The following is a 24,459-nucleotide window of genomic DNA, read 5'->3' on the forward strand; positions in this document are numbered from 1 at the left end:
CCGGTTCTCCAGGACCCCGCTCCAACAGATCGGGTCCCGCCACCCCGCCCCTCCCGGCGCCCGCCGGCGGCTCACGGTGGTGGCGCGGGCCGTGGCAACCGGGCCGCACCGCGCGTTCGCGGCCCACCGAGGAGGTCGGCGATCTCAGTGACCAAACAGATCAAACGGCTTGATCGCGTCATCATCCGATTCGCAGGCGACTCCGGCGACGGCATGCAGTTGACCGGCGACCGGTTCACCCAGGAGACGGCGTCGTTCGGCAACGACCTGTCGACCCTGCCCAACTTCCCGGCCGAGATCCGGGCCCCCGCCGGCACCCTGCCCGGCGTCTCCAGTTTCCAGCTGCACTTCGCCGACCACGACATCCTGACCCCCGGCGACGCCCCCGACGTGCTCGTCGCCATGAACCCCGCCGCGCTCAAGGCCAACGTCGAGGACCTGCCGCCCGGTGCGACCGTCATCGTCAACACCGACGAGTTCACCAAGCGCAGCCTGGCGAAGGTCGGCTACGCCGCCGACCCGGTGGCCGACGGCTCGCTGTCGAATTTCAAGCTCAGCCCGGTGCCGCTGACGTCGCTGACGGTCAAGGCGCTGTCGGACATCGACGTGTCCAAGAAGGACGCCGAGCGCGCCAAGAACATGTTCGCGCTCGGCCTGCTGTCGTGGATGTACAACCGCCCGACCGAGGGCACGCTCGGCTTCCTCAAGGCGAAGTTCGCCGGCCGTCCGACCATCCTCGCCGCCAACGTCGCCGCCTTCCAGGCCGGCTGGAACTTCGGCGAGACCACGGAGGACTTCGCGGTCTCCTACGAGATCGAGCCGGCCCCGCTGCCCGCCGGGACCTACCGCAACATCACGGGCAACCTCGCGCTGTCCTACGGCCTGGTGGCCGGGTCGCGGCTTTCGGGGCTGCCCTTGTTCCTCGGCTCCTACCCGATCACGCCGGCCTCCGACATCCTGCACGAGCTGTCCCAGCACAAGCGGTTCGGGGTGCGCACCTTCCAGGCCGAGGACGAGATCGCCGGCGTGGGCGCCGCGCTGGGCGCCGCGTTCGGCGGCTCGCTCGGGGTGACCACCACATCGGGGCCGGGCATGGTCCTCAAGGGCGAGACCATGGGCCTGGCGGTGATGACGGAGCTGCCCCTGCTGGTGATCGACGTCCAGCGGGCCGGGCCCAGCACGGGGATGCCCACCAAGACCGAGCAGGCCGACCTGCTGCTCGCCATGTTCGGGCGCAACGGGGAGTCCCCCGTGCCGGTGCTGGCGCCGCGGTCGCCCGCCGACTGCTTCGACATCGCGATCGAGGCCACCCGGATCGCCACCGCCTACCGCACCCCGGTGATCGTGCTGTCCGACGGCTACCTGGCCAACGGCTCCGAACCGTGGCGCATCCCCGATACCGCCGACCTGCCGGACCTGTCGGTCGAGTTCGCCACCGCGCCCAACGGCGACGACGGCGCCTTCCTGCCCTACCGCCGCGACCCCGGCACCCTCGCCCGCCCGTGGGCGGTGCCCGGGACAGCGGGGCTCGAACACCGGATCGGCGGCATCGAGAAGGCCGACGGCACCGGGGACATCTCCTACAGTCCCGCCAACCACGACCTGATGGTCCGCTCGCGCCAGGCCAAGATCGACGGCATCGCGCGCGACATCGCCCCGCTGGAGGTCGACGACCCCACCGGCACCGCGAAGGTGCTGGTCCTGGGCTGGGGCGGCACCTACGGGTCGATCGCCGCCGCGGTGCGCCGGGTGCGCCGCGCCGGCGGCGAGGCGGCACAGGCCCACCTGCGCCACCTCAACCCCTTCCCGGAGAACCTGGGCGCCGTCCTGCGCTCCTACGACCGGGTGCTCGTCCCCGAGATCAACCTCGGCCAGCTGTCCCTGCTGCTGCGCGGCCGGTTCCTGGTCGACGTCATCGGCTACACGAAGGTCCGCGGGCTGCCGTTCAAGGCCGAAGAGCTGGCGGGCGTGATTCAGGAGGTCATCGACCGTGCGGAGTGAAAACGGCACAGGAGCGGGCGACGGGACCGCCGGCCAGGGGTTCAAGGGGCTCAAGCTCGTCCCGCGCGGCGACACCGCCTACAAGATGAAGGACTTCAAGTCCGACCAGGACGTGCGCTGGTGCCCCGGCTGCGGGGACTACGCGATCCTCGCGGCGTTCCAGAGCTTCCTGCCGGAGCTGGGGGTGCCCCGCGAGAACATCGTGATCGTGTCGGGGATCGGCTGCTCGTCGCGGTTCCCGTACTACCTGAGCACCTACGGGATGCACTCGATCCACGGCCGGGCGCCGGCGATCGCCACCGGCCTGGCGGCCAGCCGCCCCGACCTGTCGGTGTGGGTGATCACGGGGGACGGCGACGGCCTGTCCATCGGCGGCAACCACCTGATCCACGCACTGCGCCGCAACGTGAACATCAACGTGCTGCTGTTCAACAACCGGATCTACGGGCTGACCAAGGGCCAGTACTCCCCCACCTCGGAGTCAGGGAAGATCACCAAGTCGTCGCCGATGGGGTCGCTGGACTCCCCGTTCAACCCGGTGTCGCTGGCACTCGGCGCCGAGGCGGGGTTCGTGGCGCGCACCGTCGACTCCGACCGCAAGCACCTCACGGGCGTGCTGCGCGCGGCGGCCGACCACGAGGGCGCCGCGTTCGTGGAGATCTACCAGAACTGCCCGATCTTCAACGACGACGCGTTCGCGCCCCTCAAGGACGCCGGAGAGCGCGACACCCGGCTGCTGCGGATGGAGCACGGCGAGCCGCTGCGCCTCGGCGCCGACCGGGGGGTGGTCATGGACGACTACGGCGAGCTGCGCGTCGCCGACACCGCCGAGGTCGGCGAGGACCGGATCGTCCGGCACGACGCCCACCGGGCCGAGCCCGGCTACGCCTTCGCGCTGTCGAGGCTGGACCGGCCGGCGTTCGCGCACGTCCCGATCGGGGTGTTCCGCGACGTGCGGCGGCCCGCCTACGACGACCTGATGCGGGAGCAGATCGAGGCGGCCCGCGCCGCGCAGGGCGACGGCGACCTCGCCGCGCTGCTCGGCGGGGGCGACACCTGGACGGTGGGGTAGATGGGGTAGCCCGCCCGCTCCGATCGCCACCGCACGACGACCCGCGGCGCGCCCCGGGCACCGGACGGCACCGGTGCCCGGGGCGCGCTCCGTTCGCCCGCCCCCGGTTCCCGGCCTGTTCCTGGCCTGCGGCGGGCCGCGCCTCTAGGTTGGGAGTGGGACACGCCACACGCGCGGCGTGGCCCGACCGGCCGGGCGCCTCCGGCCGGTCCGGTCAGGCGGGAGGCGGCATGGGGTCCGGAAGCGGGGCGATGACGGCATCGAGCACGGTCGACGGCGTGGTGCGCAGAACGGCGGCGAGGACGCCCGAGCGGGTGGCGCTGCGCTTCGCCGACCGCACGTGGACCTACGCGGAACTCGACCGGGGGGTGAGCCGGGTGGCGGCCTGGCTCTTGGGCCTCGGGCTCGCCCGCGGCGACCGGGTCGCCGCCTACGGACGGAACTCCGACGCCTATCTGCTGGCGTTCCTGGGCTGCGCCCGCGCGGGGGTCGTGCACGTCCCGGTGAACGACGGCCTGAGCGGGGCGGAGCTGAGCTACCTGCTCGCCCAGTCGGGCAGCATCGTGGTGCTCACCGACCCCAAGCTCGCCGGCCGGGTCGAGGACGTGCGCGCCGACATCCCGGCGCGCGAGGTGCTGGCACTGCGCGGAGCCCCGGAATCGGTCCTGGAGGTCGCCCGCGACCCCGACGCCACCGAGGACGTCCTCACCGACGTGGCCGACACCGACCTCGTCCAGCTGCTCTACACGTCGGGCACCACGTCGCGGCCCAAGGGCGCGATGATGAGCCACCGCGCTCTCGTGCACGAGTACATGAGCTGCCTGCACGCGCTGGACATCACCGAGTCCGACCACGTCCTGCACGCGCTGCCGCTGTACCACTCGGCGCAGATGCACGTCTTCCTGATGCCGGCGCTGGCGGCGGGGGCGGTCAACGACATCGCCGAGGCCCCCGATCCGGGCGACCTGCTGCGGCGGATCGAGCGCGACGGCATCACCTCGTTCTTCGCGGCGCCCACGGTATGGGTGGCGCTGACCAACCACCCCGACTTCGCCGAGCGCGACCTGTCGGGGTTGCAGCGGGCCTACTACGGGGCCGCGATCATGCCGGTTCCGGTGCTGAGCCGGATCCGGCGGCGCTACCCGCGCCTGGGCTTCTACAACTGCTTCGGGCAGAGCGAGATCGGCCCGCTGGCCGCGGTGCTGCGCCCGGAGGAGCACGTCGAGGGCCGGATGGACTCCTGCGGCCGGCCGGTGCTCTTCGTCGAGGCGCGGCTGGTCGACGCGGACGGCGCCGATGCCGCCGACGGCGAGCCGGGGGAGATCGTGTACCGCTCCCCCCAGCTGTGCGACGGGTACTGGGACAAGCCCGAGGAGACGGTGGCGGCGTTCCGCGACGGCTGGTTCCGCTCCGGCGACGTCGCGCGCCGCGACTCCGCCGGGTACCTGACCATCGTCGACCGGGTGAAGGACGTCATCAACACCGGCGGGGTACTCGTGGCGTCCCGCGAGGTCGAGGACGCCCTCTACCTGCACCCGGCGGTGGCCGAGGTCGCGGTCATCTCGGTGCCCGACGACAAGTGGGGCGAGGCGGTGACCGCCGTCGCCGTGCTCAAGGGCGAGGCCACCGAGGAGGAGCTGATCGCGTTCGCCCGCGGCCGGCTGGCGGGCTTCAAGGTGCCCAAGCGGGTGCTGCTCGTCGACGAGCTGCCGCGCAACGGCAGCGGGAAGCTGCTCAAGCGGCTGCTGCGCGAGCGGTTCACGCGGCCCTGACCCGCGGGCGGCGGGCGGGCCGGGCGCGCCCGCCGGGCGTGCGCGCCCGGCCCGCTCCCAGGGCATAGCCTGCGGGGTATGCGTATTGTCATCGCCGGAGGACACGGCAAGATCGCCCTGAGGCTGGAACGGCTGCTGGCCGAGCGCGGGGACTCCCCCGTGGGACTCATCCGCAACCCCGACCACGCCGACGACGTGCGCGCGGCCGGTGCCGAGCCCGTGGTCATCGACCTGGAGGACACCACGGCCACCCGGCTGACCGAGAAGGTCATGGGCGCCGACGCCGTCGTGTTCGCGGCGGGCGCCGGGCCCGGCAGCGGGGCGGCGCGCAAGACCACGGTCGACCGCGACGCGGCGGCCCTGCTGGCCGACGCCGCGTCGCTGGCGGGGGTGCGCCGCTATGTGATGGTGTCGGCCATCGCCGCCGACGAGGGCCCGCCGCCCGGTTCCGACCCGGTGTTCGCCGCCTACATCGAGGCCAAGCGCGCCGCCGACGACGACCTCCGCGGCCGCAGCCTGGAGACCGACTGGACGATCCTGCGCCCGGGGCGCCTGACCGACGATCCGGGAACCGGACGGGTCCGGCTCGCGCCGAAGGTCGAGAGGGGTGAGGTCACCCGGCAGGACGTGGCCGCCGTGGTCGCCGCCGTGATCGACGAGCCGGCGACCATCGGGCAGGTCCTCGAACTGGTGGGCGGACCGACACCGATCGACGAGGCGATGGCGTCGGTCCGGAACCGGCCGTGAGCGGAAGCCTGTGGCCAGAAGCCCGCATAGCGGGCATCATGGGTGGCGAAGCGGCCGATCGGCCGACTCCTCGACGGACGTGGAAGATGCGCAATTACGCTCGACGGGCTCGCGAGCGCCGCAGAGAGCAGATGGGTACGGTTGATCAATGAGCGTCACGCAGGTCGTGAGGGACAGCACCGTCGTCGAGCACGCCAAGGTCGCTGCGCAGCAGAACCGCCGGATGTTCATCATCCAGCTGGACGTCAACAGCTATGACGAGGAGTCCAGCAAGGTCCGCCCCGGGCTCACCCGCATCCTCGAAGGCATCGAGGAGGCCGGGTGGCGGCTGGACCAGACCGCCCCGAGCACCGGTGCCGAAGGGGCCACCACGCGGCTGTTCATCTTCCGGCCCGAGCCGAAGAGCGACCCCGCGCCCGCCGACGAGGCCAAGCCCGAGCGGGCCAAGGACGAATCCGGGCAGCAGCAGCCCTACCAGCAGCACCCCACGGGCGGCCAGCAGCAGGACCCCTACGCGGGCTACCAGTACCAGACCGGCCAGCAGTACGGCCAGGGCTACCAGCAGCAGCCCGGCTACGGCCAGCCGGGCTACGGGCAGCAGCAGGGCTACCAGCAGGGGTACGGCCAGCAGCAGGGCTACGGGCAGCAGTACCCGGGGTACGGCCAGCAGCAGGGCTGGTGACCCCCGGCCGTCCCGCATCATGACGGCGGCCCGTGTGCGCGTTCGCGCACACGGGCCGCCGCCGTTTCCGGGGCAGGGCGGGCGCCGCCCCGGCGGGCCGGGAAGACAATCCCCGAATTCTGCCCTGAATCACATGACGCACTGGTGGCACTACGCTAAGTTACAACGGGCGGGCGGAACCGCTCGCTCCACCCGAACTCGTGAAGGGAAGACAATGAAGCGTATTGCCACCGTTTCCGGTCTGCTCGCGGCGACCGCGCTCGCCTTCGGCGCCATGGCCGGCCCCGCGGCAGCGGACAACAACGCCGACATCCAGAACATCACCATCCCGATCTGCGTCGACGCTCTGACGTTCACCGGTGTCGCCAAGGCCCAGTGCAACGTGGTCGACATCCACGACATCGGCAACACCGGCCACAGCTAAACCGCACGGGGGTTCGGGTGGACGCATTCGACCCACGTCATAGTGGCGGACCGGCCCGATTCGGACAGTGCCGATCCGGGACGCGCGCTGGGGCATGCCGGGGCATGCTCCAGCGCATCGGCGGTCAACTCCAGAACCGCCAGCACGACCGCGACACTTCGGCGAAGCCCATCGACGCGTACAGCGGGGCACCGTCGGGGGTCGCCACCAGCGTCAGGACACGCCCGGGGTGGGCGGCGCGCACGGAGTCCATGACCGCGCGGCCCAGGCCCCGAGAACGGTACTCCGGCAGGGTGGCCAGCCAGTAAACGCCGACCGCGCCACCGCTGTCATAGGTGACGCACGCGGCGGCCGGGCAGCCCGCCGAGCGTGCCAGCAGTACTCCGGCCGCCGGATCGTCCAGGATCCGCGGCGGCAGGAACCCGCCGGGCAGCAGCGGGAGCGCAGCCGGGACGGGAAACCCTTCGGCGATGACCCGCTCCGCTGCGGCCAGGTCCGCCGGTCCGGCGATGGGAGCCACGCGGATGCCGGACCGGCCACCACCTCCCGGGGCTGGCACGCCGTCGCCGGCGTTCCCGCCGGTCCCGGGCCGCAGGACCATGACCGGGTACTCCGCCACCCGGTCGGGCACGGGCCCCTCCCAGTCGAGGGCGCCGAACGGGTCCTCCAGGGTGTAGGGGCCGCGCCGGGCCACAGCGGGCTCCACCAGCTCGGGCGGTGCGGCGCACAGGCGCCGGGTCAGCAGCCCGCGCCAGGTCTCCATCCGCGGCACCCGGTGCAGCAGCGCCCCCACCGGCACGGGCAGCGGGCGATGGAACTCCGGCCCCCGGCACGGCCACATCCGCGCCGCGTTCTCCACATACAGCCGCACTCCGTCGACATCGCGCATACCCCCAACCCTCGCGCACACGCCGCGCGCCGCCGCACCGGCCCTGTGGTCTCCTGGACGGGTCCCGCCGATAGCGGCTGCTTGCACCTGACGCGACGTCAGGACCTAGCGTCGCCTCCAACGCCGCACCGTGCGGCGGGAACAGAGGGAGGAGGGGCGCGATGGACCGCGACGGACGCACCTGGAAGGTGGGTGAGCTGGCGCGGGCGACCGGACTGACCGTGCGTACGCTGCACCACTACGAGCACATCGGGGTGGTGCCGCCGTCCGCGCGGACCGCCGCCGGCCACCGCGTCTACGACGCGGACGACGTGCGCCGCCTCTACCGTGTGGTGGCGCTGCGCGCCTTCGGCCTGCCGCTGGAGACGATCAGGCTGCTGCTGGACGGGCGGCTGGACCTCATCGGGCTCCTGCGCGACCACGCCGCCCACGTCGACGCGCGGCTCGAAGCGCTGCGGGTGCTGCGCACCCGGCTGGGCATGGTGCTGCGCACGGCGGAGGAGACCGGCGACTTCGCGCCCGACGACCTCCTCTCCCTCATCGAAGGAGTGAGCGACGTGAACGACACGATGGGCAGATACTTCTCCGAAGAGCAGCTCGGTGCGCTGCGGGAGCGCCGGGAGCAGCGGGGAGAGGACGCGGTCGCGGCGGAGATCGCGGAATGGCCGCGGCTGATCGGCCTGGTCCAGGCGGAGATGGACGCCGGAACCGACCCCGCCGACCCGCGGGTGCGGGATCTGGCCCGGCGGTGGACGGCCCTCCTGGAGGCGTTCCACGGGGGCGACCCCGCCCTGCGCGACTCCCTGTACCGGATGCGCGCGGAGAACAGCGAGGAGGTCCGCACCAGCGGCGGCCCGAGCGAGGAGATGATCGCCTACATCGGCAGGGCCACCGCCGCAGGGTGACGCGATCCGCCCGGGGCGGACGGGCACCCTGTCATGCGGCACGGGCCGCCCGGCGAACCTGGTTCGCCGGGCGGCCCGTGCACCGGTTCACTGAGCGTGGTGGTGCCCCCGGGCGGAATCGCCCCGGCGTTCGGACCCCCGGCCGGCCGCGTCGTCGTGCGTGTCGCACCGCCGCTGCTCATTGCGCCGCAGGTCGGCCAGCACGGCATCGATCCGCACCCGCCGCCGCCGAACCCGCCCCAGGCCCGCCTCGTGTCGAAGTTCGTGGTTCTCCATGACGCCACTCTTCCGCACGCCAGTGACAATCCGCTTTCACTTCGCCTTCGGCCAGCGATCGTGCGCTCCTGGCGTGGCCTCAGATCCGCAACTCCGCTGCCGCGCGTACGATCCCGCTCCGTTCGAGCCGGGCCAGGACATCGCCGACGGTCCCCGGCGGGTTGCGCCATGAGTCCGCGATCCGCTGCGCGCACGACCAGACGATCTTCCGGTCCAGATGGATCTGGTCGACGATGAAATCGTCGGGACTCTTGACCTCGATGTCCCAGCCCGCCAGCGCCGAGGCCGGAAAGTCCCGGAGATTCGATGTGACGATGACCTGAGCGTTCGCCCTGATCGCCGCTGCCAGGACATGCCCGTCATCGGGATCGGGGAGCCGGACCGCGTCGATCAGCGGTTCATATCCGGTGACGAGGCAGTCCCGTACCGCGGAGACCATGAGCTCCCGGGTGCGGGCGAGCGACGTACCGGAGAGGTCGGGACGGTTCCGCTGAAGGTTGCCGAAGACCTCATCGAGTATCCGGTGTGTCCACTTGGCCTGCACCAGGCCGGATTGCGCGATGCGAATCAGCAGGTCACGCAGAGTACTCGGGTAGAGGACATTCGCATCGTAGAGAACGACGAAGGCCATGTCAGTCGAGGCCCAGCTCCCGGTTCATGGCGGACAGTTCGTCGGCCGCCTCGCGTCGCCGCTGGTCATCGCGGCGCAGGTAATCGAGTAGGGAGTCTGCTCGCACACGGCGGTGGGTGCCCACCATGCGGAACTCGATCTCTCCTGCGTTGAGCAGACCGATGAGGTACGGGCGCGACACGTTCAGCATGTCGGCCGCTTCCTGGGTGGTCAGCTCCGCGTGCGCCGGAACAATGGAGACCCCCCGGCCCGCCGCCATGTGCGCGAGCACGCCGAGGAGCAGCTCCAGAGCCGCACGGGGAAGGACGAGTTCCTCGCGGTCGTCCTCCGTCACGACGGGCACGCTGGTCGGGTTCTCCGGGTGGTCCTCCAGGTAGCGGCGGAGGCGGGGCAGAGCGGCCTGGGCGGCCCGCGCCTCATCGGCATCGGGGTATGCGGACGGTGCGGTCACGACTCTCCCTCCGTCGATGCACTTACCCGATTATCCGCAACAAACGAAATAAGCGCAACAGCTCGGCGGGCGCGGCGCCGCAGGCGACGGCTTCGATGGGCGGAGCCGTCTCAGGATCCGGTTCCGGCGACTCCCACCGGGCAGGTGGCTCCTGTGCCACCGATGCCGCAGTAGCCGTTGGGGTTCTTGGTGTCGCTCAGGTACTGCTGGTGGTAGCCCTCGGCGAAGTAGAACGGGCCTGCGGGGATGATCTCGGTGGTGATCGGGCCGTAGCCCGCGTAGGTGAGGACCGGCTGGAAGGCGTCGCGGGTGGCCTCGGCGGCGGCCTTCTGGGTGTCGCCGTGGTAGAGGATCGCGGAGCGGTACTGCGTGCCGACGTCGTTGCCCTGGCGCATGCCCTGTGTGGGGTCGTGGCCCTCCCAGAAGACCCGGAGCAGGTCGACGTAGGTGATCACCCGGGGGTCGAACACCACGCGCACGGCCTCGGTGTGGCCGGTGCGTCCGGTGCAGACCTCCTCGTAGGTGGGGTTGGGGGTGTAGCCCCCCGCGTAGCCCACGGCGGTGGTGATGATCCCCCGCTCGGCACCGAGCCGCCAGAAGGCGCGCTCGGCGCCCCAGAAGCAGCCCATGGCGATGTCGGCGACCTCGCTGCCCTCGGGATAGGGCGGGGTCAGCGGGGTGCCGAGCACCTCGTGCGCGGCGGGAACAGGAATCGGAGTATCACGGCCGGGCAGCGCCCGCGCCGGATCGACCATTGTTGCCTTCTGCCCGAACATGTCTTCAGACTACCCGCGCGGGCGGGCACGACCCATGTCCTGTCCACACCCCCTGGGTATCAGCCGGAACCCCCCGCCCCGAGCGCCGCTCACCCGGCCGCATCCCGCGGGCGGCCCACCGTGGTCGGCCGCGTCCTGCGTGGCCCGTCGGGTCGGCCGCGTCCGTGCGCTCCCGGAACGGCCGCACCACCGCGCGGCCTGCCTGTTCGGCCGTTTCGCCGCCCCGCCGGCCGTGGTGTTGCTCACGGCGGGCGCCTCGGCGCGGGGTGAACGCGCCGGTGCGGCGCGGGGTTTCCGCGTGCTTCAGGTCAGGGGTTAGGAAATCTAAGTATTCATAGGATGATTCGTCCTTTAATCTCGCAATGTGCCCGATCCCAACCGTTCCAACCGAGGTGTCCTCCTCGGCGCCAGTGCCTATCTGATGTGGGCGTTCTCGACCCTGTACTGGCCCCTTGTCGCCGCCGCCGCGCCGCTGGAGATCCTCGCGCAGCGCATGGTGTGGTCCCTGGCGGCCGTCCTGCTGATCCTCGCCGTGCGGCGGCACTGGCGCTGGCTGACCGACGTCCTGCGCAGCCCCCGCCAGCTGCTCATGCTGGCCGGCGCCGCCGCGCTGATCTCGGTGAACTGGGGGCTGTTCATCGTCGCCGTGAACTCCGGCCAGGCGACGCAGGCATCTCTCGGCTACTTCATCAACCCGCTCGTCAGCGTGGTCCTCGGGGTGCTGGTGTTCGCCGAACGGCTGCGCCCGGCACAGTGGGTCGCCGTGGGGCTGGGCGGGGTCGCCGTCATCGTGCTGGGCTTCGCCTACGGGGCGCCCCCGTGGCTGGCCCTCGGAATGGCGTCGTCTTTCGCCACCTATGGCGTGATCAAGAAGTTCACCCGGCTCGACGGCCTGGAGAGCCTGACGATCGAGACGCTGCTGATGTTCGCCCCCGCCGCGGCCTACGTCGTCTACCTGGAGGCCACCGGCGCGGGCACGCTGTTCAGCGTGTCGGGGACGCACACGGCGCTGCTGGTCGCCACCGGCCTGGTCACCAGCGTCCCGCTGCTCTGCTTCGGCGCGGCGGCCCGGCGGGTGCCGCTGAGCATGCTGGGGCTGCTCCAGTTCATGGTCCCGGTGCTGCAGTTCCTGTTCGCGTGGCTCATCTTCGACGAGCCGCTGTCCCTCAGCCGGTGGATCGGCTTCGCGATCGTGTGGGTGGCCCTGGTGGTGTTCGCCGTGGACATGCTGCGCACCGCCCGGCTGAACCGGGCGGCGTCGCGGAGCGCGGGCACGGGCACGGACGCGCGCGACGGTGCCGGCACGGCTCCGCCGGCCCCTCCGACCCCGACTTCTCCGGCCGCCCCGAGCCCGGCGGCTTCGCCGACGCCCTCCGCCTGAGGGGCCCTACGGGCGGCTCTCCTCCTCGGGCCGCTCGTGGGGATCGGCGTCCCCCGTTGCGTTGGCGACCTCGGCCACCGGCTCCGGACGGGCGTGCCTGCCCCGCGGGCGGCCTTCGGCCTCGGGCCGCCGCTGCTCGGGGACCTCGGCGCGCAGCCCGTAGTGGCGGTAGACCCGGTCCTCCTCGTCCACCGAGATGTGCTCGCCGATGGGGAATCCGGGGGCGGCCTTGATCAGATCGCGTTCGAAGGGCACCTGGAGCCCTTCGTCGACCGAGCGCGCGCCCATCAGCGGGACCAGGAACTCGCGGCTGCCGAACAGCCCCGTGCGGACCGTGATCCACTTCGGCGCGTCGGTCTGGTCGTCGTAGAAGACCTGGCCGATCCTGCCGACGCTGCTGCCGTCCCGGTCAAGGAGCCGGTGCCCGATGAGCCACTCCGCCCCGTTGTCAACCGCCACTGCCCCACGCTCCCCTTTGCCCGCCCTGCCGTCTGTCGGCGGCGGCTCCGCCGCCAACGGGCGCGCATGCCCATGGGAGGGGCGGGCATGCGGCGGTTGTCGGCGCATGACCAAGATCAGACCCCGGCGTTACCGGGGCCTCGGGAAGGGCGTGGTGGCGGTCAGCCGGTGCGTTCGACCACGTAGTCGCAGAGCGCTTCGAACGCGGTGCGCGCCCGGCCCACGGGCAGGGAGGCGAGTTCGGTCCGGGCCCTGTCGGCCCATCCGCGCATCGAGGCGCGCGCCTGCTCCATGGCCGGGTGGGCGCGCAGCAGCCGCAGCGCCTCGGCGGTCTCGTCGTCGTCCAGCGGCCGGCCGAGCAGCCCGCGCAGCCGTTCGTCGGCGGGGTCGGTGCTGCGCAGCGCGTAGAACATCGGCAGGGTGAGGACGCCCTCGCGCAGGTCGGTTCCGGGGACCTTGCCCGACTCCGCGGTGTCGCTGCTGACGTCGAGGATGTCGTCGGACAGCTGGAACGCCATGCCCAGCGCGTCGCAGGCCCGGGTGATGGTCTCGATGGTCTCGGGCTCGGCCTTGCCGAAGGTGGCGCCGAACTCCGCGGAGGCCGCGATGAGCGACGCGGTCTTGTCGGCGATGACGTTGGTGTAGTGGGTCAGCGGGTCGGTGCCCTCGCGCGGGCCGGAGGTCTCCAGGATCTGCCCCTGCACCAGGCGGCCGAAGGTGCGCGCCTGCATGCGCACCGCCTCGGTGCCGAGGTCGGCGAGCATCTCCGAGGCGCGGGCGAAGACGTAGTCGCCCGCGAGGATCGCCACGGTGTTGCCCCAGATCTGGTTGGCGCTGGGCTCGCCGCGGCGCAGCTCGGCCTCGTCCATGACGTCGTCGTGGTAGAGGGTGGCGACGTGGGTCAGCTCCACCACGGCGGCGGCGCGGACGAGGTCGGGCGCCGCGGGGTCGCCGAAATACGACGCCAGCAGGACGAGCGTGGCGCGGAACCGCTTGCCGCCGGCGGAGACCAGGTGGCCGGCTGCATCGGTCAGGATGGGGTCGCTCGCCGCGACCGCCTCGCGCAGGACCTTCTCGACCTGGTCGAGGGAGTCCTGGACCTCCCGGGCGAGGTCGGCGTCGACACTCGGCAGAGCGAGGAAACCGCTCGGGACAGCACCGCTCACCTGAAAGCTCCACATGTCAACGGCGCGCGATATATCCAACCGGACATATCGCGCGCTCTCGGGATGAACATAATCCGACTGCCAAGTTAGCGGACCCGGATTCAACAGCCAAAGCCGCGCCCCGGGCCCCCGACGTTACCGGGTGAACCCGTCCGCCGTGGCCGCAGCCGGCTCGGCTCCCTCCTGCCCGGGCTGGGGAACGAGGTTGTCCAGGACCGGCGTGGGGAACACGCCGAGCAGGAACGTCGCGGCGACGCCCACGACAATGGCCGATCCGGTGAGGGCTCCGGCCCTGACCACCTTCGGACCGGCCTCCGCCGGTTCGGCGAAGAACATCAGCACGATGATGCGCACGTAGAAGAACGCCGTGACCGCGCTGCTGAGCACGCCGACGACGACCAGCGGGGTGGCCCCCGCGGCCATCGCCGCCTGGAACACGGCGAACTTGCCGATGAACCCGCTCGTGAGCGGAATACCCGCGAAGGCCAGCAGGAACAGCGCCAGCGCGCCCGCGAGCATCGGCGAGGTGCGCCCCAGACCGGCCCACTGGGTCAGCTCCCCTGCCTCCGGCCCGGTCTCGTGCGTGCGCACGAGGGTGACCACGGCGAACGCGCCGATCGTGGTGAACCCGTAGGCGGCCAGGTAGAACATGGCGCCCGCGACGCCCTCGGGGCTGGCGGCGACGACCGCGGTCAGCACGAACCCGGCGTGCACGACCGAGGAGTAGGCCAGCAGCCGCTTGATGTCGCGCTGGGTGACCGCGACGACGGCGGCGAGCACCATGGTGAGGATGGCCACCACCCACAGCATGGGCCGCCACTGCTCCACCGAGCCGCCGAACGCCGAGTAGAACACGCGCAGCAGCGCGCCGAACGCCGCGACCAGCGTGCAGGAGGCCATCAGCGCCGTGATGGGGGTCGGGGCGCCCTGGTACACGTCCGGCTTCCAGTTGTGGAAGGGGACCGCGCCGACCTTGAACAGCAGGCCCACGCCCACCAGGCCGATCCCGATGAGCAGCACCGCCTCGCCGCCCTCGCCGAACAGCGGGGAGGTCCCCGACGTGACGACGTCGTTGACGTCGGCGAAGTTGACCGAGCCGACGTAGCCGTACACCAGCGCGATGCCGAACAGGAAGAACGCCGAGGAGAACGCCCCCAGCAGGAAGTACTTGACCGCCGCTTCCTGGGAGAACAGCCGCCGGCGCCGGGCCAGCCCGCAGAGCAGGTACAGCGGGAGGCTCAGCACCTCCAGCGCGATGAACATCGTCAGGAAGTCGTTGGCCGCCGGGAACAGCTGCATGCCCAGCACCGCGAACATCACCAGCGGGTAGACCTCGGTGTGCTGCGACCCCGCGAGGACGTGGCCGCGCTCCTCCTCGCTCCCGGGCACCGTGGCCGCCTGCGCGGCGAACGCGCTCTCACCGCGCCGGTTCTCGGCGATGAGCAGCAGGCTGATCACCGCCAGGACCAGGACGGTCCCCTGGAGGAACAGCGCGACCCGGTCGACCGCGACGCTGCCCATGGCCAGCGTGACGCCGGCCTCGCCGGGCGGCAGCGAGCCGACCTGGAGCACCGTGAGCACGAACGCCGCGGCCAGGGCGGCCAGCGCCAGCACGAACTGGACGGTGCGTCGGCGGGCCTGGGGCACGAACGCCTCGATGAGCACCCCGGCCACGGCGGCGGCGAAGACCACCAGCATCGGGGACAGCAGCCAGTAGTCGATGTGCGGGGGCGCCTCGGTGATCGTCGGCGCGGCGAGGGCCGCGGCGGGCGCCGGGTGGATCGCGGGGATCACTCGGTCTCTCCTTCCTGGCCTTCGGCGCTCAGGCCGGCGGCGTCGATCTCCGGCGCGGGGTCGGTGGTGCCGACCTGCCGCATGGTCTCCGCGACCGCGGGGTTGATGACGTTCAGCAGCGGCTGCGGGTAGACGCCGAAGACCACGATCAGCGCGAGCAGCGGGGCGACCGCCCACACCTCCCGCTTGGACAGGTCGCGCAGCTTCGCCAGCGATTCGGGCGTGGGCCCGGTCATGGTGCGCTGGTACATCCACAGGATGTAGAGCGCGGCCAGCACCACGCCGATGGCGGCGATGACCGCCGGGACGGGGTAGGCGGCGAACGTCCCGATGAACACCAGGAACTCGCTGACGAACGGCGACAGCCCCGGCAGGGCGAGCCCCGCCAGGCCGGCCACCAGGAACGACCCGGCCAGCACCGGCGCCACCTTCTGCACGCCCCGGTAGTCGGCGATCTGCGCCGAGCCGCGCCGCGCGATGAGGAAGCCCACGACCAGGAACAGCGCCCCGGTCGCGAAGCCGTGGTTGACCATGTAGAGCGAGGCCCCGGACTGGCCCTGGGAGGTCATCGCGAAGATGCCCAGGGTGATGAACCCGAAGTGGGAGACCGAGGTGTAGGCGATGAGGCGGAGCATGTCGCTCTGCCCGATCGCCAGGATCGCCCCGTAGACGATGCTGATCACGCTCAGCACCAGGACCGGCCAGACGAACCACGCCGACGCCTCGGGGAACAGCTCCAGGCAGTAGCGCAGCATGCCGTAGGTGCCGACCTTGTCGAGCACGCCGACCAGCAGCACGGCGGTGCCGGGCCGCGACGAGCCGGCCGCCGAGGGCAGCCAGGTGTGCAGCGGCCACATCGGCGCCTTGATCGCGAAGGCGATGAAGAAGCCGAGGAACAGCCAGCGGGCCACCGACGTGTCGAGGCCGGCCAGGCCGCCCTCGGGCCCGACCAGGTCGCTCCACAGGAACGTGCCGCCGTAGACGTAGACCCCGATGACGGCGACCAGCATGAGCAGCCCGCCGAACAGGCTGTAGAGCAGGAACTTCACCGCCGCGCGGCGGCGGCCGTCGCCGCGGCCGTAGCGCCCGATCATGAAGTAGACCGGGATCAGCATGGCCTCGAAGAACACGTAGAACAGGAAGACGTCGGTGGCCGCGAAGACCCCGATCATCATCGCTTCGAGCACCAGGATCAGCGCGAAGTAGCCCTTGCCGCGGTCGTCGGCGTCGTCGTTCTCCCGCCACGCGGCCAGCACCACCAGGGGCACCAGCACCGCCGACATCAGGATCAGCAGCAGGGCGATGCCGTCCACGCCGACCGCGTAGCTCACGCCGAACCGCGGGATCCACGGGTAGACCTCGGTGAACTGGAGGCGCTCGGCCGACGTCGGGACGAACGCCGACGCCATGGCGGCGACCAGGACCAGCGTGGCCAGCGTGACGCCCAGGGTCACGCGCTTGGCCAGCTCCGCCTTTTCGCGCGGCAGCAGCGCCACGCCCAGGCCGCCCAGGGCGGGCAGCGCGATGGCGAGGGTGAGCCAGGGGATGTCGGTCATCAGATCCTCACAGCCAGCGTTGCGACGACGATGACGGCCCCGAACAGCATCGTCAGTGCGTAGGTCCGGGCGAACCCGGTCTGGGCGCCGCGCAGCCCCTCGGAGCTCTCGCGCACGCTCGACCCGATCCCGTTGACCAGGCCGTCGACCACCTTGGTGTCGAAGGCGACCAGGGCCTTGGTCAGCACCTGGCCGGGGCGCGTGAACAGCCCCTCGTTGATCTCGTTGCCGTACAGCTCGTTGCTCGCCGCCACCGTGACGAAGTTGCCGGCCGGGGCGGTCCGCGGAACCGGGCGGCGCCCGTACATGAACCACGCCACCGCGACGCCGGCCACCATCAGGCCCAGGGCCGCGAGGCTGGGGACGCTCGTGAGCATGGTGGCGAGGCTGAACTCGTGGTGGTCGTCGGGCGCGCCGACGGCGGGTTCGAGGAAGGCCGCGAACCGGTAGCCGAACACCAGGATCGCGCCGAGCAGGACCGACCCCGCCGCCAGCACGATCATCGGCACCGTCATCGACGCCGGGGACTCGTGCGGGTGGGTGCCCTCGGCCCAGCGCTTCTCCCCGAAGAACGTCATGATCATCATGCGGGTCATGTAGAACGCGGTGAGCCCGGCGCCCAGGAGCGCCGCGCCGCCCAGGATCAGCCCGCTGGTGCCACCGCTGGCGAAGGCGGCCTCGATGATGCCCTCCTTGGTCCACCAGCCCGACATGAACGGGAAGCCGATGATGGCGAGGTAGCCCAGGCCGAAGGTCACGAAGGTGATCGGCATGGCCTTGCGCAGCCCGCCGTACTTGCGCATGTCGACCTCGTCGTTCATGCCGTGCATGACCGACCCGGCCCCGAGGAACAGCCCGGCCTTGAAGAAGCCGTGCGTGACCAGGTGGGCGATCGCCACCGCGTAGCCGGCGGGCCCGAGCCCGGCGGCCAGCGTCATGTAGCCGATCTGGCTCATCGTGGAGCCGGCCAGGCCCTTCTTGATGTCGTCCTTGGCGCACCCGATGATCGCACCGGCGAGCAGGGTGGCGGCGCCGACGATGGCCACGGTGAGCTGCGCGGCCGGGGCCGCCTCGAACACCGGGCCGGAGCGGACGATGAGGTAGACGCCGGCGGTGACCATGGTGGCCGCGTGGATCAGCGCGGACACCGGGGTGGGGCCCTCCATGGCGTCCAGCAGCCAGGCCTGCAGCGGCAGCTGCGCCGACTTGCCGCACGCGCCGAGCAGGAGCAGCAGCCCGATGGCGGTCATGACGCCCTGGGTGGCCTCGGTCGAGGCGCCCAGCACCTCGCTGTAGGCGACCGTGCCGAAGGTGGTGAACATCAGCATGATCGCGATCAGCAGGCCCATGTCGCCGACCCGGTTGATCAGGAACGCCTTCTTGGCGGCGGCCGCCGCGGAGTCCTTGTACTGCCAGAACCCGATGAGCAGGTAGGAGGCGAGGCCGACGCCCTCCCAGCCGAGGAACAGCAGCGCGAAGTTGTCGGCCAGCACCAGCACCAGCATGGCGGCCACGAACAGGTTGAGGTAGGCGAAGAACCGCCGCCGCCCCTCGTCGTGGGCCATGTAGCCGATGGAGTAGATGTGGATGAGCGAGCCGACGCCGGTGATCAGCAGGACGAAGCTGATCGACAGCGGGTCCAGGAGCAGGCTCACGTCGATGGTGAAGTCGCCGACGGAGAACCAGGTGTAGACCGGGACGGACAGGCTCCGCTCTTCGGCCGGCATGCCGATGAGCTGGACCAGTGCCACCACCGCCCAGGCGAAGCTCGCCAGGGGGAGGGCGGTGGCCAGCAGGTGGCCCCAGCGGTCGGTGCGTCGGCCGCCCAGCAGCAGGATCGCGGCGCCCAGGAGCGGGAAGGCGATCAGCAGCCAGGCGTTGCCCAGGATCGCCCCGCTCGCTTCCGTGGTGATCGCGTGCTGCTCGGCGGCGAGGTATACGTCAGACACAGCCACGTCGCCTTCTAGTGCTTGAGCAGGTTGGCGTCATCGACAGACGCCGACCTGCGGGTCCGGAAGATCTGCATGATGATCGCCAGCCCCACGACGACCTCTGCGGCGGCCACGACCATCACGAAGAACGCGATGACCTGGCCTTCGATGTCGCCGTGCATCCGCGCGAACGCGACCAGCGCCAGGTTGCAGGCGTTGAGCATCAGTTCCACGCACATGAAGACGATGATCGCGTTGCGCCGCACCAGCACGCCGACGGCGCCGATGGTGAACACGATCGCGGCCAGCACGATGTAGTTCATCGGGTCCACGAGCGCTCCGCCTCCCGTTCTTCGGCCTCGGGCTGCACGCCCTCGGGGTCGCCCTCCTTGGACCGCGTGGAGTCCGACGCGCTGCCGGCCAGCGGGATCCGCCCCTGCTGGACGTCGCGGGGGACGTCCGATTGCAGCTCCGGGTCGCGCGCGGCGAGCACCGGGTTGAGGGAGAGCGACGACACCGAGCCGTCGGGCAGCAGCGCCGGCATGTCGATGGCGTTGTGCCGCGCGTAGGTGCCCGGCCCCGGCAGCGGGGTGGGGTGGTCGCCGCGGATGCGCTCGCGGGAGATCTCCCGCTGCGTGCGGCGCTTCTTGATGCGCGTGGAGTGGGCCAGCACCAGCGCGCCCAGCACCGCGGTGATGAGCAGCGCCCCGGTGGCCTCGAACGCGATGACGTAGCGGTAGATGACCTCGCCGGCGATCCACGGGACGTTGCCGCCCGCCGCGGCCACCCCGGCGCCCAGCCCCTCGGGCGCGCCCGCGCTGATGCGCGTCAGGCCCAGGGCCAGGGCGCCCAGGAAGCAGATGGCGACGACGGCGGTGAGCATGCGCTGCCCGCGGATGGTCTCGACCAGGGAGTCCGCCGAGCTGACGCCCACGAGCATCAGCACGAACAGGAAGAGCATCAGCACCGCGCCGGTGTAGACGACGATCTGCACGACCATCAGGAACGGGGCTTCGTTCATGCCGTAGAAGATCGCCAGCCCGAGCATCACGCCGGCCATCATCACGGCGGAGTGCACGGCCTTGCGGCTGAACACCACCCCGATGGCGCAGAGGACGATGACGGCGCCGAGCACCCAGAACACTGCGCTCTCGGTCATGGGGTCCCCCCGCTCTCAGCGCCGTTCGGCGCCGGCGCGGTGCGCCCGGACCGGTAGTAGTCCTCCTCGGTGTCGCCGAGGCGCATGGGGTGCGGCGGCTGCTCCATGCCCTCCAGCAGGGGGGCGAGGAGCTGCTCCTTGGTCCAGATCAGGCTCTCGCGCTCGCTGTCGGCCAACTCGTACTCGTTGGTCATGGTCAGCGCCCGCGTGGGGCACGCCTCGACGCACAGGCCGCACAGGATGCACCGCAGATAGTTGATCTGGTACACCCGGCCGTAGCGCTCCCCCGGGGAGAACCGCTGATCCTCGGTGTTGTCGCCGCCCTCCACATAGATGGCGTCGGCCGGACAGGCCCAGGCGCACAGCTCGCAGCCGATGCACTTCTCCAGGCCGTCGGACCAGCGGTTGAGCTGGTGGCGCCCGTGGAAGCGCGGCGCGGTGGGGCGCTGCACCTCGGGGTACTCGACGGTCGGCACCTTCTTGAACATCGTGTGGAAGGTGACGCCGAACCCCTTCACGGGGTTGAGCCAGTCAAGCACCGGTAACCTCCTCACGCTTTCCGGTCGGGGCCGGTCGGTTCAGTCGGGGTGCCTCGGCCGGGACACTGCTGCCGTAGTGCGGCGCGGTCGGAGGCGGTACGGGGAACCCGCCGTACGTCGGGTCCTCGCGCATGAGCCGCAGCTCCTCGGCGGCCTCCTCGGCCTCGGCCTGGCGGCGGCGCGCCGCCGACCGGGCGCCGGCGTAGAGCGCAGCGCCGACCACCGCCACGAATCCCACGGCCACGGCGCCGACCGCGACCGTCGGGGCGCCCTCGTTCTGGAGGATGCGCATCACGGCCACGGCGGTGATCCACACCAGCTGCACGGGGATGAGGACCTTCCAGCCGAGCTGCATGAGCTGGTCGTAGCGGACCCGGGGCAGGCTGCCGCGCACCCAGATGAACAGGAACATCACGACCAGGAACTTGCCGAGCCACCACAGCACCGGCCACCAGCCCTCGTTGGCGCCGGGCCAGAACGCGGTGATGGGCGGCGGCGCCAGGTACCCGCCGAGGAAGAAGGTGACCGAGATGGCGGCGACGGTCACCATGTTCACGTACTCGGCGAGGAAGAACATGGTGAACTTCATCGACCCGTACTCGGTCATGAACCCGCCGACGATCTCGCCCTCGCCCTCGGCGAGGTCGAACGGCAGCCGGTTGGTCTCCCCCACCATCGTGACCAGGTAGATCAGGAACGACGGGAAGAGGATGAGGCCGAACCAGACCGGGTTCTGGGCCTCGACGATGCCCGATGTGGTCAGCGTGCCCGAGTAGATGAACACCGCGACGAATGACAGGCCCATCGCGATCTCGTAGCTGATGACCTGTGCGGACGCGCGCAGGCCGCCCAGCAGGGCGTACGGCGACTGCGATGCCCAGCCGCCGAGGACGATCCCGTAGACGCCGACGGCGGCCGTGGCCAGCACCAGCAGCGCGGCGATCGGCAGGTCGGTGAGCTGCAACGGGGTGACGACCCCGAAGATGCTCACCTCGGGGCCGACCGGGATCACCGAGAACGCGATGAACGCCGGGACCGCGGCGATCATCGGCGCCGCGATGTAGACCGCGCGGTCGACGCCGCGCGGGATCAGGTCCTCCTTGAGGGACAGCTTCACGCCGTCGGCCAGCGACTGGAGGAGCCCCCAAGGGCCGAAGCGGTTGGGCCCGTGCCGCTGCTGCATCCGGCCCATGACCTTGCGGTCGGCCATGATCATCATCAGCACGCAGACCATGAGGAAGACGAAGGCGACGAGCGCCTTGATCAGCGTGATCCACCACGGGTCGTTGCCGAAGGCGTCGAGCCCGGGTTCGGCGGCCAGCACGGCGCCGGCCGCGGCGACGTGCGTCGTCACGCTCCGCTCCCTTCTGCGTCGGCGGTGCCGGCACTGATGCCGACGATCGTCCCCGCGGCCGCACCGAGGTCGCGGCGGACGTCGCAGTCGCGGGAGTTGGCGGGCAGCCAGACCACGCCGTCGGGCATCTCGGCGACCACGGCGGGAACGCCGACCGAGCCGGCCGCTCCGGTCACGCGGAGCAGGCCGCCGTCGGGCAGGCCGATCGCGGCCGCGGTGGCGGCCGAGACGCGGGCCATGGGCGCCCGGGCGGTCCCGGCGAGGTAGGGCTCGCCGTCCTCCATCCGGCCGTTGCCCAGGAGCTGGCGCCAGGTGGCCAGCACCGCCCGGCCGGTGCCGGGGGCGGGCGGTTCGGCGGGCCGGGTCAGCGGGTCGGGGACCCGCTCCCCGGTCCAGGCGCCCAGCGCCGCCAGCTCGGCGCGGGCGGCGGCGGAGTCGGGCAGCCCCAGGTGCACGTCCATCTCGTCGGCGATGGCCGACAGGACCCGCAGGTCGGAGAGTGCGCCGGGGACCTTCAGCGCGTCGCCGAAGGGCCGTTCGCGCCCCTCCCAGTCCAGGAAGGTGCCGGACTTCTCGGCGACCGCCGCGACCGGTAGGACGACGTCGGCCCGGTCGGTGGCGTTGCTCGCGCGCAGCTCCAGGCTGACGATGAACGGCACGCGGGCGAGCGCCGCGCGCGCGGCGGCCGGGTCGGGCAGGTCGTCGAGGTCGACGCCCGCGATGACCAGGGCGTCGATGCGGCCGTCGGCCGCCGCGGCGATGATCTCGTCGGTGCCGCGTCCCTCCCGTCCGGACAGCGAGGCCACGCCCCATGCCCGGGCGACCTCGGCGCGGGCGGTGGCGTCGGCGACGGGCCGCCCGCCGGGCAGCAGGTTGGGCAGCGCGCCGGCCTCGACCGCACCGCGCTCCCCGGCCCGGCGCGGCACCCACGCCAGCGCGGCGCCGGTGCGGTCGGCCAGCCGGGTGACCGACGACAGCGCCCCGGGGGTCTCGGCGAGGCGCTCCCCGGCGAGGATGACGGCGCCGTCGGCGCGCAGGTCCTCCAGGGTCTCGGGCGAGATCTCGTCGATCCGGTCGAGCGTGCGCGCCTCGGCGCCGGGCGCGGCCGGGATCAGCGTGCCGCCGGTCTTGGTGAGGCCGCGGCTGGCGAAGGCGGCGATGGAGTGGACGCGGGTGCCGTTCTTGCGGACCGCCTTGCGCAGCCGCAGGAAGACGAGGGGCGACTCGTCCTCGGGCTCGAACCCGGCGAGCAGCACCGCTGGGGCGTTCTCCAGGCGGTCGTAGTCGACCGTGATGCCGGTCCCGGCGACGCGCGCCGCCAGGAAGTCGGCCTCCTCGTCGCTGTTGGCGCGGGCCCGCATGTCGATGTCGTTGCCGCGCAGCGCGATCCGGGTGAACTTGGCGTAGGCGTAGGCGTCCTCGACGGTGAGGCGGCCCCCGGTGAGGACGCCGACCCGGCCGCGGGCGCGCTCCAGGCCGCGGGCGGCCATGGTCACGGCCTCGGTCCAGGAGGCGACCTCCAGGGCGCGGCTGTCCTCGTCGCGGACGAGGGGGTGGGTGAGCCGGTCGGGGCGGCTGGCGTAGGTGAACGCCCACCGCCCCTTGTCGCAGTTCCACTCCTCGTTCACGCGGGGGTCGTCGCCGGCGAGCCGGCGGGTGACCTTGCCGCGCCGGTGGTCGGTGCGCTGGGCGCACCCCGAGGCGCAGTGCTCGCACACGCTGGGCGTGCTCACCAGGTCGAAGGGGCGCGACCGGAACCGGTACGCGGCGCCGGTGAGCGCGCCCACCGGGCAGATCTGCACCGTGTTGCCGGAGAAGTAGGACTGGAAGGGCTCGCCTTCGGCGATGCCGACCTGTTCATCGGCGCCCCGCTCCAGCAGCTCGATGAACGGGTCGCCGGCGATCTGCGCGGAGAACCGGGTGCAGCGGGCGCACTGGATGCAGCGCTCGCGGTCGAGCAGCACCTCGGTCGACAGCGGGATCGGCTTGGGGAAGGTCCGCTTGACGTCGGTGAATCGGGTCTCGCCCGCCCCGTGGGACATCGCCTGGTTCTGGAGCGGGCACTCGCCGCCCTTGTCGCAGACCGGGCAGTCCAGCGGGTGGTTGATCAGCAGGAACTCCATGATCCCGCGCTGGGCCTTCTCGGCCACGGGCGAGGTCAGGTGGGTCTGCACGACCATGCCGTCCATGACCGTGATGGTGCAGGACGCCTGCGGCTTGGGCATGCCCCGGCCGTTGCCCATGTCGGGGATCTCGACCAGGCACTGGCGGCAGGCGCCCACCGGGTCGAGCAGCGGGTGGTCGCAGAAGCGGGGGATCTGGATGCCCAGCAGCTCCGCGGCCCGGATGACCAGCGTCCCCTTGGGGACCTGGATCTGGAACCCGTCGATGGTGACGGTGACGAGGTCCTCCGGCGGTACGGCGGGCACTCCGCCCGATGTCGTATTGGTCGCGACGGTCATCGCTCGCCCTCCTCTCCTGTCCGCAGCACGGT

23 protein-coding genes are annotated in these 24,459 nt (G+C 71.7%); 8 read left to right on the forward strand and 15 right to left on the reverse strand.

The genetic code is table 11. From position 1 onward, the window contains the following. The first annotated feature begins 147 nt into the window (after positions 1-147). The 6 genes from ACFO4E_RS25540 to ACFO4E_RS25565 all read left to right on the forward strand — a co-directional run bounded on the left by ACFO4E_RS25540 (position 148) and on the right by ACFO4E_RS25565 (position 6,698). Positions 148-2,001 (forward strand): 2-oxoacid:acceptor oxidoreductase subunit alpha, encoded by a 1,854-nt coding sequence (locus tag ACFO4E_RS25540; protein ID WP_378578983.1) that lies wholly within the window; start codon positions 148-150, stop codon positions 1,999-2,001. Further along, complete coding sequence (locus ACFO4E_RS25545; protein ID WP_378578984.1) at positions 1,991-3,073, forward strand: 2-oxoacid:ferredoxin oxidoreductase subunit beta; 1,083 nt, start codon at positions 1,991-1,993, stop codon at positions 3,071-3,073. The genes ACFO4E_RS25540 and ACFO4E_RS25545 overlap by 11 nt, the downstream gene beginning before the upstream one ends. Positions 3,074-3,303: 230 nt before the next feature. Further along, positions 3,304-4,845 (forward strand): fatty acyl-CoA synthetase, encoded by a 1,542-nt coding sequence (locus ACFO4E_RS25550; RefSeq protein WP_378578985.1) that lies wholly within the window; start codon positions 3,304-3,306, stop codon positions 4,843-4,845. Positions 4,846-4,923: 78 nt separating this feature from the next. Then, complete coding sequence (locus ACFO4E_RS25555) at positions 4,924-5,592, forward strand: NAD(P)H-binding protein (protein ID WP_378578986.1); 669 nt, start codon at positions 4,924-4,926, stop codon at positions 5,590-5,592. Between the two features lie 148 nt (positions 5,593-5,740). Then, positions 5,741-6,274, forward strand: coding sequence for a hypothetical protein (locus tag ACFO4E_RS25560; protein WP_378578987.1), 534 nt, complete (start codon positions 5,741-5,743; stop codon positions 6,272-6,274). A 214-nt stretch (positions 6,275-6,488) separates the two neighbouring features. Beyond that, complete coding sequence (locus ACFO4E_RS25565) at positions 6,489-6,698, forward strand: hypothetical protein (protein ID WP_378578988.1); 210 nt, start codon at positions 6,489-6,491, stop codon at positions 6,696-6,698. A gap of 124 nt (positions 6,699-6,822) precedes the next feature. Here the strand turns inward: ACFO4E_RS25565 and ACFO4E_RS25570 are convergent, their stop codons facing one another. Further along, positions 6,823-7,587 carry a GNAT family N-acetyltransferase gene (locus ACFO4E_RS25570; RefSeq protein ID WP_378578989.1) on the reverse strand — a complete coding sequence of 255 codons (765 nt, stop codon included), beginning with the start codon at positions 7,585-7,587 and terminating at the stop codon, positions 6,823-6,825. 161 nt (positions 7,588-7,748) lie between these two features. On the opposite strand from ACFO4E_RS25570, the gene ACFO4E_RS25575 reads away from it, so the two are divergent. Further along, on the forward strand, positions 7,749-8,492 hold the full coding sequence (locus ACFO4E_RS25575) for a MerR family transcriptional regulator (protein ID WP_378578990.1): 744 nt from the start codon (positions 7,749-7,751) through the stop codon (positions 8,490-8,492). Between the two features lie 87 nt (positions 8,493-8,579). Here ACFO4E_RS25575 and ACFO4E_RS25580 read toward each other — a convergent pair whose 3' ends face one another. The 4 genes from ACFO4E_RS25580 to msrA all read right to left on the reverse strand — a co-directional run bounded on the left by ACFO4E_RS25580 (position 8,580) and on the right by msrA (position 10,626). Next, the gene (locus ACFO4E_RS25580; protein WP_378578993.1) at positions 8,580-8,768 is read right to left on the reverse strand and encodes a hypothetical protein; all 189 of its coding nucleotides are present in this window, start codon (positions 8,766-8,768) and stop codon (positions 8,580-8,582) included. A 79-nt stretch (positions 8,769-8,847) separates the two neighbouring features. After that, complete coding sequence (locus ACFO4E_RS25585) at positions 8,848-9,399, reverse strand: PIN domain-containing protein (protein WP_378578995.1); 552 nt, start codon at positions 9,397-9,399, stop codon at positions 8,848-8,850. A 1-nt stretch (position 9,400) separates the two neighbouring features. Next, on the reverse strand, positions 9,401-9,850 hold the full coding sequence (locus tag ACFO4E_RS25590) for a helix-turn-helix domain-containing protein (RefSeq protein ID WP_378578997.1): 450 nt from the start codon (positions 9,848-9,850) through the stop codon (positions 9,401-9,403). A 110-nt stretch (positions 9,851-9,960) separates the two neighbouring features. Beyond that, positions 9,961-10,626: a peptide-methionine (S)-S-oxide reductase MsrA gene (gene msrA / locus ACFO4E_RS25595; protein ID WP_378578999.1), complete on the reverse strand. Its 666-nt coding sequence runs from the start codon at positions 10,624-10,626 to the stop codon at positions 9,961-9,963. A gap of 421 nt (positions 10,627-11,047) precedes the next feature. Between msrA and rarD the strand changes: the two genes are divergently transcribed. Further along, positions 11,048-12,007 carry an EamA family transporter RarD gene (rarD, locus tag ACFO4E_RS25600; protein ID WP_378579051.1) on the forward strand — a complete coding sequence of 320 codons (960 nt, stop codon included), beginning with the start codon at positions 11,048-11,050 and terminating at the stop codon, positions 12,005-12,007. Between the two features lie 6 nt (positions 12,008-12,013). Here the strand turns inward: rarD and ACFO4E_RS25605 are convergent, their stop codons facing one another. From ACFO4E_RS25605 to ACFO4E_RS25650, 10 genes are all read right to left on the reverse strand, one after another. Next, entirely contained in the window at positions 12,014-12,466 is a 453-nt protein-coding gene (locus ACFO4E_RS25605) for a PRC-barrel domain-containing protein (RefSeq protein WP_378579001.1), read from the reverse strand. Positions 12,467-12,627: 161 nt separating this feature from the next. Continuing rightward, entirely contained in the window at positions 12,628-13,632 is a 1,005-nt protein-coding gene (locus tag ACFO4E_RS25610) for a polyprenyl synthetase family protein (RefSeq protein WP_378579003.1), read from the reverse strand. Positions 13,633-13,767: 135 nt separating this feature from the next. After that, positions 13,768-15,414: an NADH-quinone oxidoreductase subunit NuoN gene (gene nuoN / locus ACFO4E_RS25615; protein ID WP_378579053.1), complete on the reverse strand. Its 1,647-nt coding sequence runs from the start codon at positions 15,412-15,414 to the stop codon at positions 13,768-13,770. An 8-nt stretch (positions 15,415-15,422) separates the two neighbouring features. Then, positions 15,423-16,982 carry an NADH-quinone oxidoreductase subunit M gene (locus tag ACFO4E_RS25620; protein ID WP_378579006.1) on the reverse strand — a complete coding sequence of 520 codons (1,560 nt, stop codon included), beginning with the start codon at positions 16,980-16,982 and terminating at the stop codon, positions 15,423-15,425. After that, on the reverse strand, positions 16,982-18,931 hold the full coding sequence (gene nuoL, locus ACFO4E_RS25625; protein WP_378579009.1) for an NADH-quinone oxidoreductase subunit L: 1,950 nt from the start codon (positions 18,929-18,931) through the stop codon (positions 16,982-16,984). Before nuoL ends, ACFO4E_RS25620 begins: the two co-directional genes overlap by 1 nt. A 14-nt stretch (positions 18,932-18,945) precedes the next feature. Further along, a complete protein-coding gene (gene nuoK, locus ACFO4E_RS25630) occupies positions 18,946-19,245 on the reverse strand; it encodes an NADH-quinone oxidoreductase subunit NuoK (protein ID WP_378529456.1) in 300 nt (99 codons plus the stop codon). Next, positions 19,233-20,072 carry an NADH-quinone oxidoreductase subunit J gene (locus tag ACFO4E_RS25635; RefSeq protein ID WP_378579012.1) on the reverse strand — a complete coding sequence of 280 codons (840 nt, stop codon included), beginning with the start codon at positions 20,070-20,072 and terminating at the stop codon, positions 19,233-19,235. The genes nuoK and ACFO4E_RS25635 overlap by 13 nt, the downstream gene beginning before the upstream one ends. Continuing rightward, complete coding sequence (nuoI, locus tag ACFO4E_RS25640; protein WP_378579015.1) at positions 20,069-20,611, reverse strand: NADH-quinone oxidoreductase subunit NuoI; 543 nt, start codon at positions 20,609-20,611, stop codon at positions 20,069-20,071. Before nuoI ends, ACFO4E_RS25635 begins: the two co-directional genes overlap by 4 nt. After that, positions 20,604-21,965, reverse strand: coding sequence for an NADH-quinone oxidoreductase subunit NuoH (gene nuoH, locus ACFO4E_RS25645; protein ID WP_378579018.1), 1,362 nt, complete (start codon positions 21,963-21,965; stop codon positions 20,604-20,606). The genes nuoI and nuoH overlap by 8 nt, the downstream gene beginning before the upstream one ends. Next, the gene (locus ACFO4E_RS25650; RefSeq protein WP_378579020.1) at positions 21,962-24,427 is read right to left on the reverse strand and encodes an NADH-quinone oxidoreductase subunit G; all 2,466 of its coding nucleotides are present in this window, start codon (positions 24,425-24,427) and stop codon (positions 21,962-21,964) included. The genes nuoH and ACFO4E_RS25650 overlap by 4 nt, the downstream gene beginning before the upstream one ends. Positions 24,428-24,459: the final 32 nt, after the last annotated feature.

It is taken from the genome of Nocardiopsis mangrovi, from assembly GCF_042653925.1.
Lineage (GTDB): Bacteria > Actinomycetota > Actinomycetes > Streptosporangiales > Streptosporangiaceae > Nocardiopsis_B > Nocardiopsis_B mangrovi.

Bases quoted from the DNA above. Each gene is read 5' to 3' on its own strand.
- ACFO4E_RS25550 (WP_378578985.1), top strand. From the start codon at position 3,304: ATGGGGTCCGGAAGCGGGGCGATGACGGCATCGAGCACGGTCGACGGC.
- ACFO4E_RS25555 (WP_378578986.1), top strand. From the start codon at position 4,924: ATGCGTATTGTCATCGCCGGAGGACACGGCAAGATCGCCCTGAGGCTG.
- ACFO4E_RS25560 (WP_378578987.1), top strand. From the start codon at position 5,741: ATGAGCGTCACGCAGGTCGTGAGGGACAGCACCGTCGTCGAGCACGCC.
- ACFO4E_RS25565 (WP_378578988.1), top strand. From the start codon at position 6,489: ATGAAGCGTATTGCCACCGTTTCCGGTCTGCTCGCGGCGACCGCGCTC.
- ACFO4E_RS25570 (WP_378578989.1), bottom strand. From the start codon at position 7,587: ATGCGCGATGTCGACGGAGTGCGGCTGTATGTGGAGAACGCGGCGCGG.
- ACFO4E_RS25575 (WP_378578990.1), top strand. From the start codon at position 7,749: ATGGACCGCGACGGACGCACCTGGAAGGTGGGTGAGCTGGCGCGGGCG.
- ACFO4E_RS25580 (WP_378578993.1), bottom strand. From the start codon at position 8,768: ATGGAGAACCACGAACTTCGACACGAGGCGGGCCTGGGGCGGGTTCGG.
- ACFO4E_RS25585 (WP_378578995.1), bottom strand. From the start codon at position 9,399: ATGGCCTTCGTCGTTCTCTACGATGCGAATGTCCTCTACCCGAGTACT.
- msrA (WP_378578999.1), bottom strand. From the start codon at position 10,626: ATGTTCGGGCAGAAGGCAACAATGGTCGATCCGGCGCGGGCGCTGCCC.
- rarD (WP_378579051.1), top strand. From the start codon at position 11,048: ATGTGGGCGTTCTCGACCCTGTACTGGCCCCTTGTCGCCGCCGCCGCG.
- ACFO4E_RS25620 (WP_378579006.1), bottom strand. From the start codon at position 16,982: ATGACCGACATCCCCTGGCTCACCCTCGCCATCGCGCTGCCCGCCCTG.
- ACFO4E_RS25635 (WP_378579012.1), bottom strand. From the start codon at position 20,072: ATGACCGAGAGCGCAGTGTTCTGGGTGCTCGGCGCCGTCATCGTCCTC.
- ACFO4E_RS25650 (WP_378579020.1), bottom strand. From the start codon at position 24,427: ATGACCGTCGCGACCAATACGACATCGGGCGGAGTGCCCGCCGTACCG.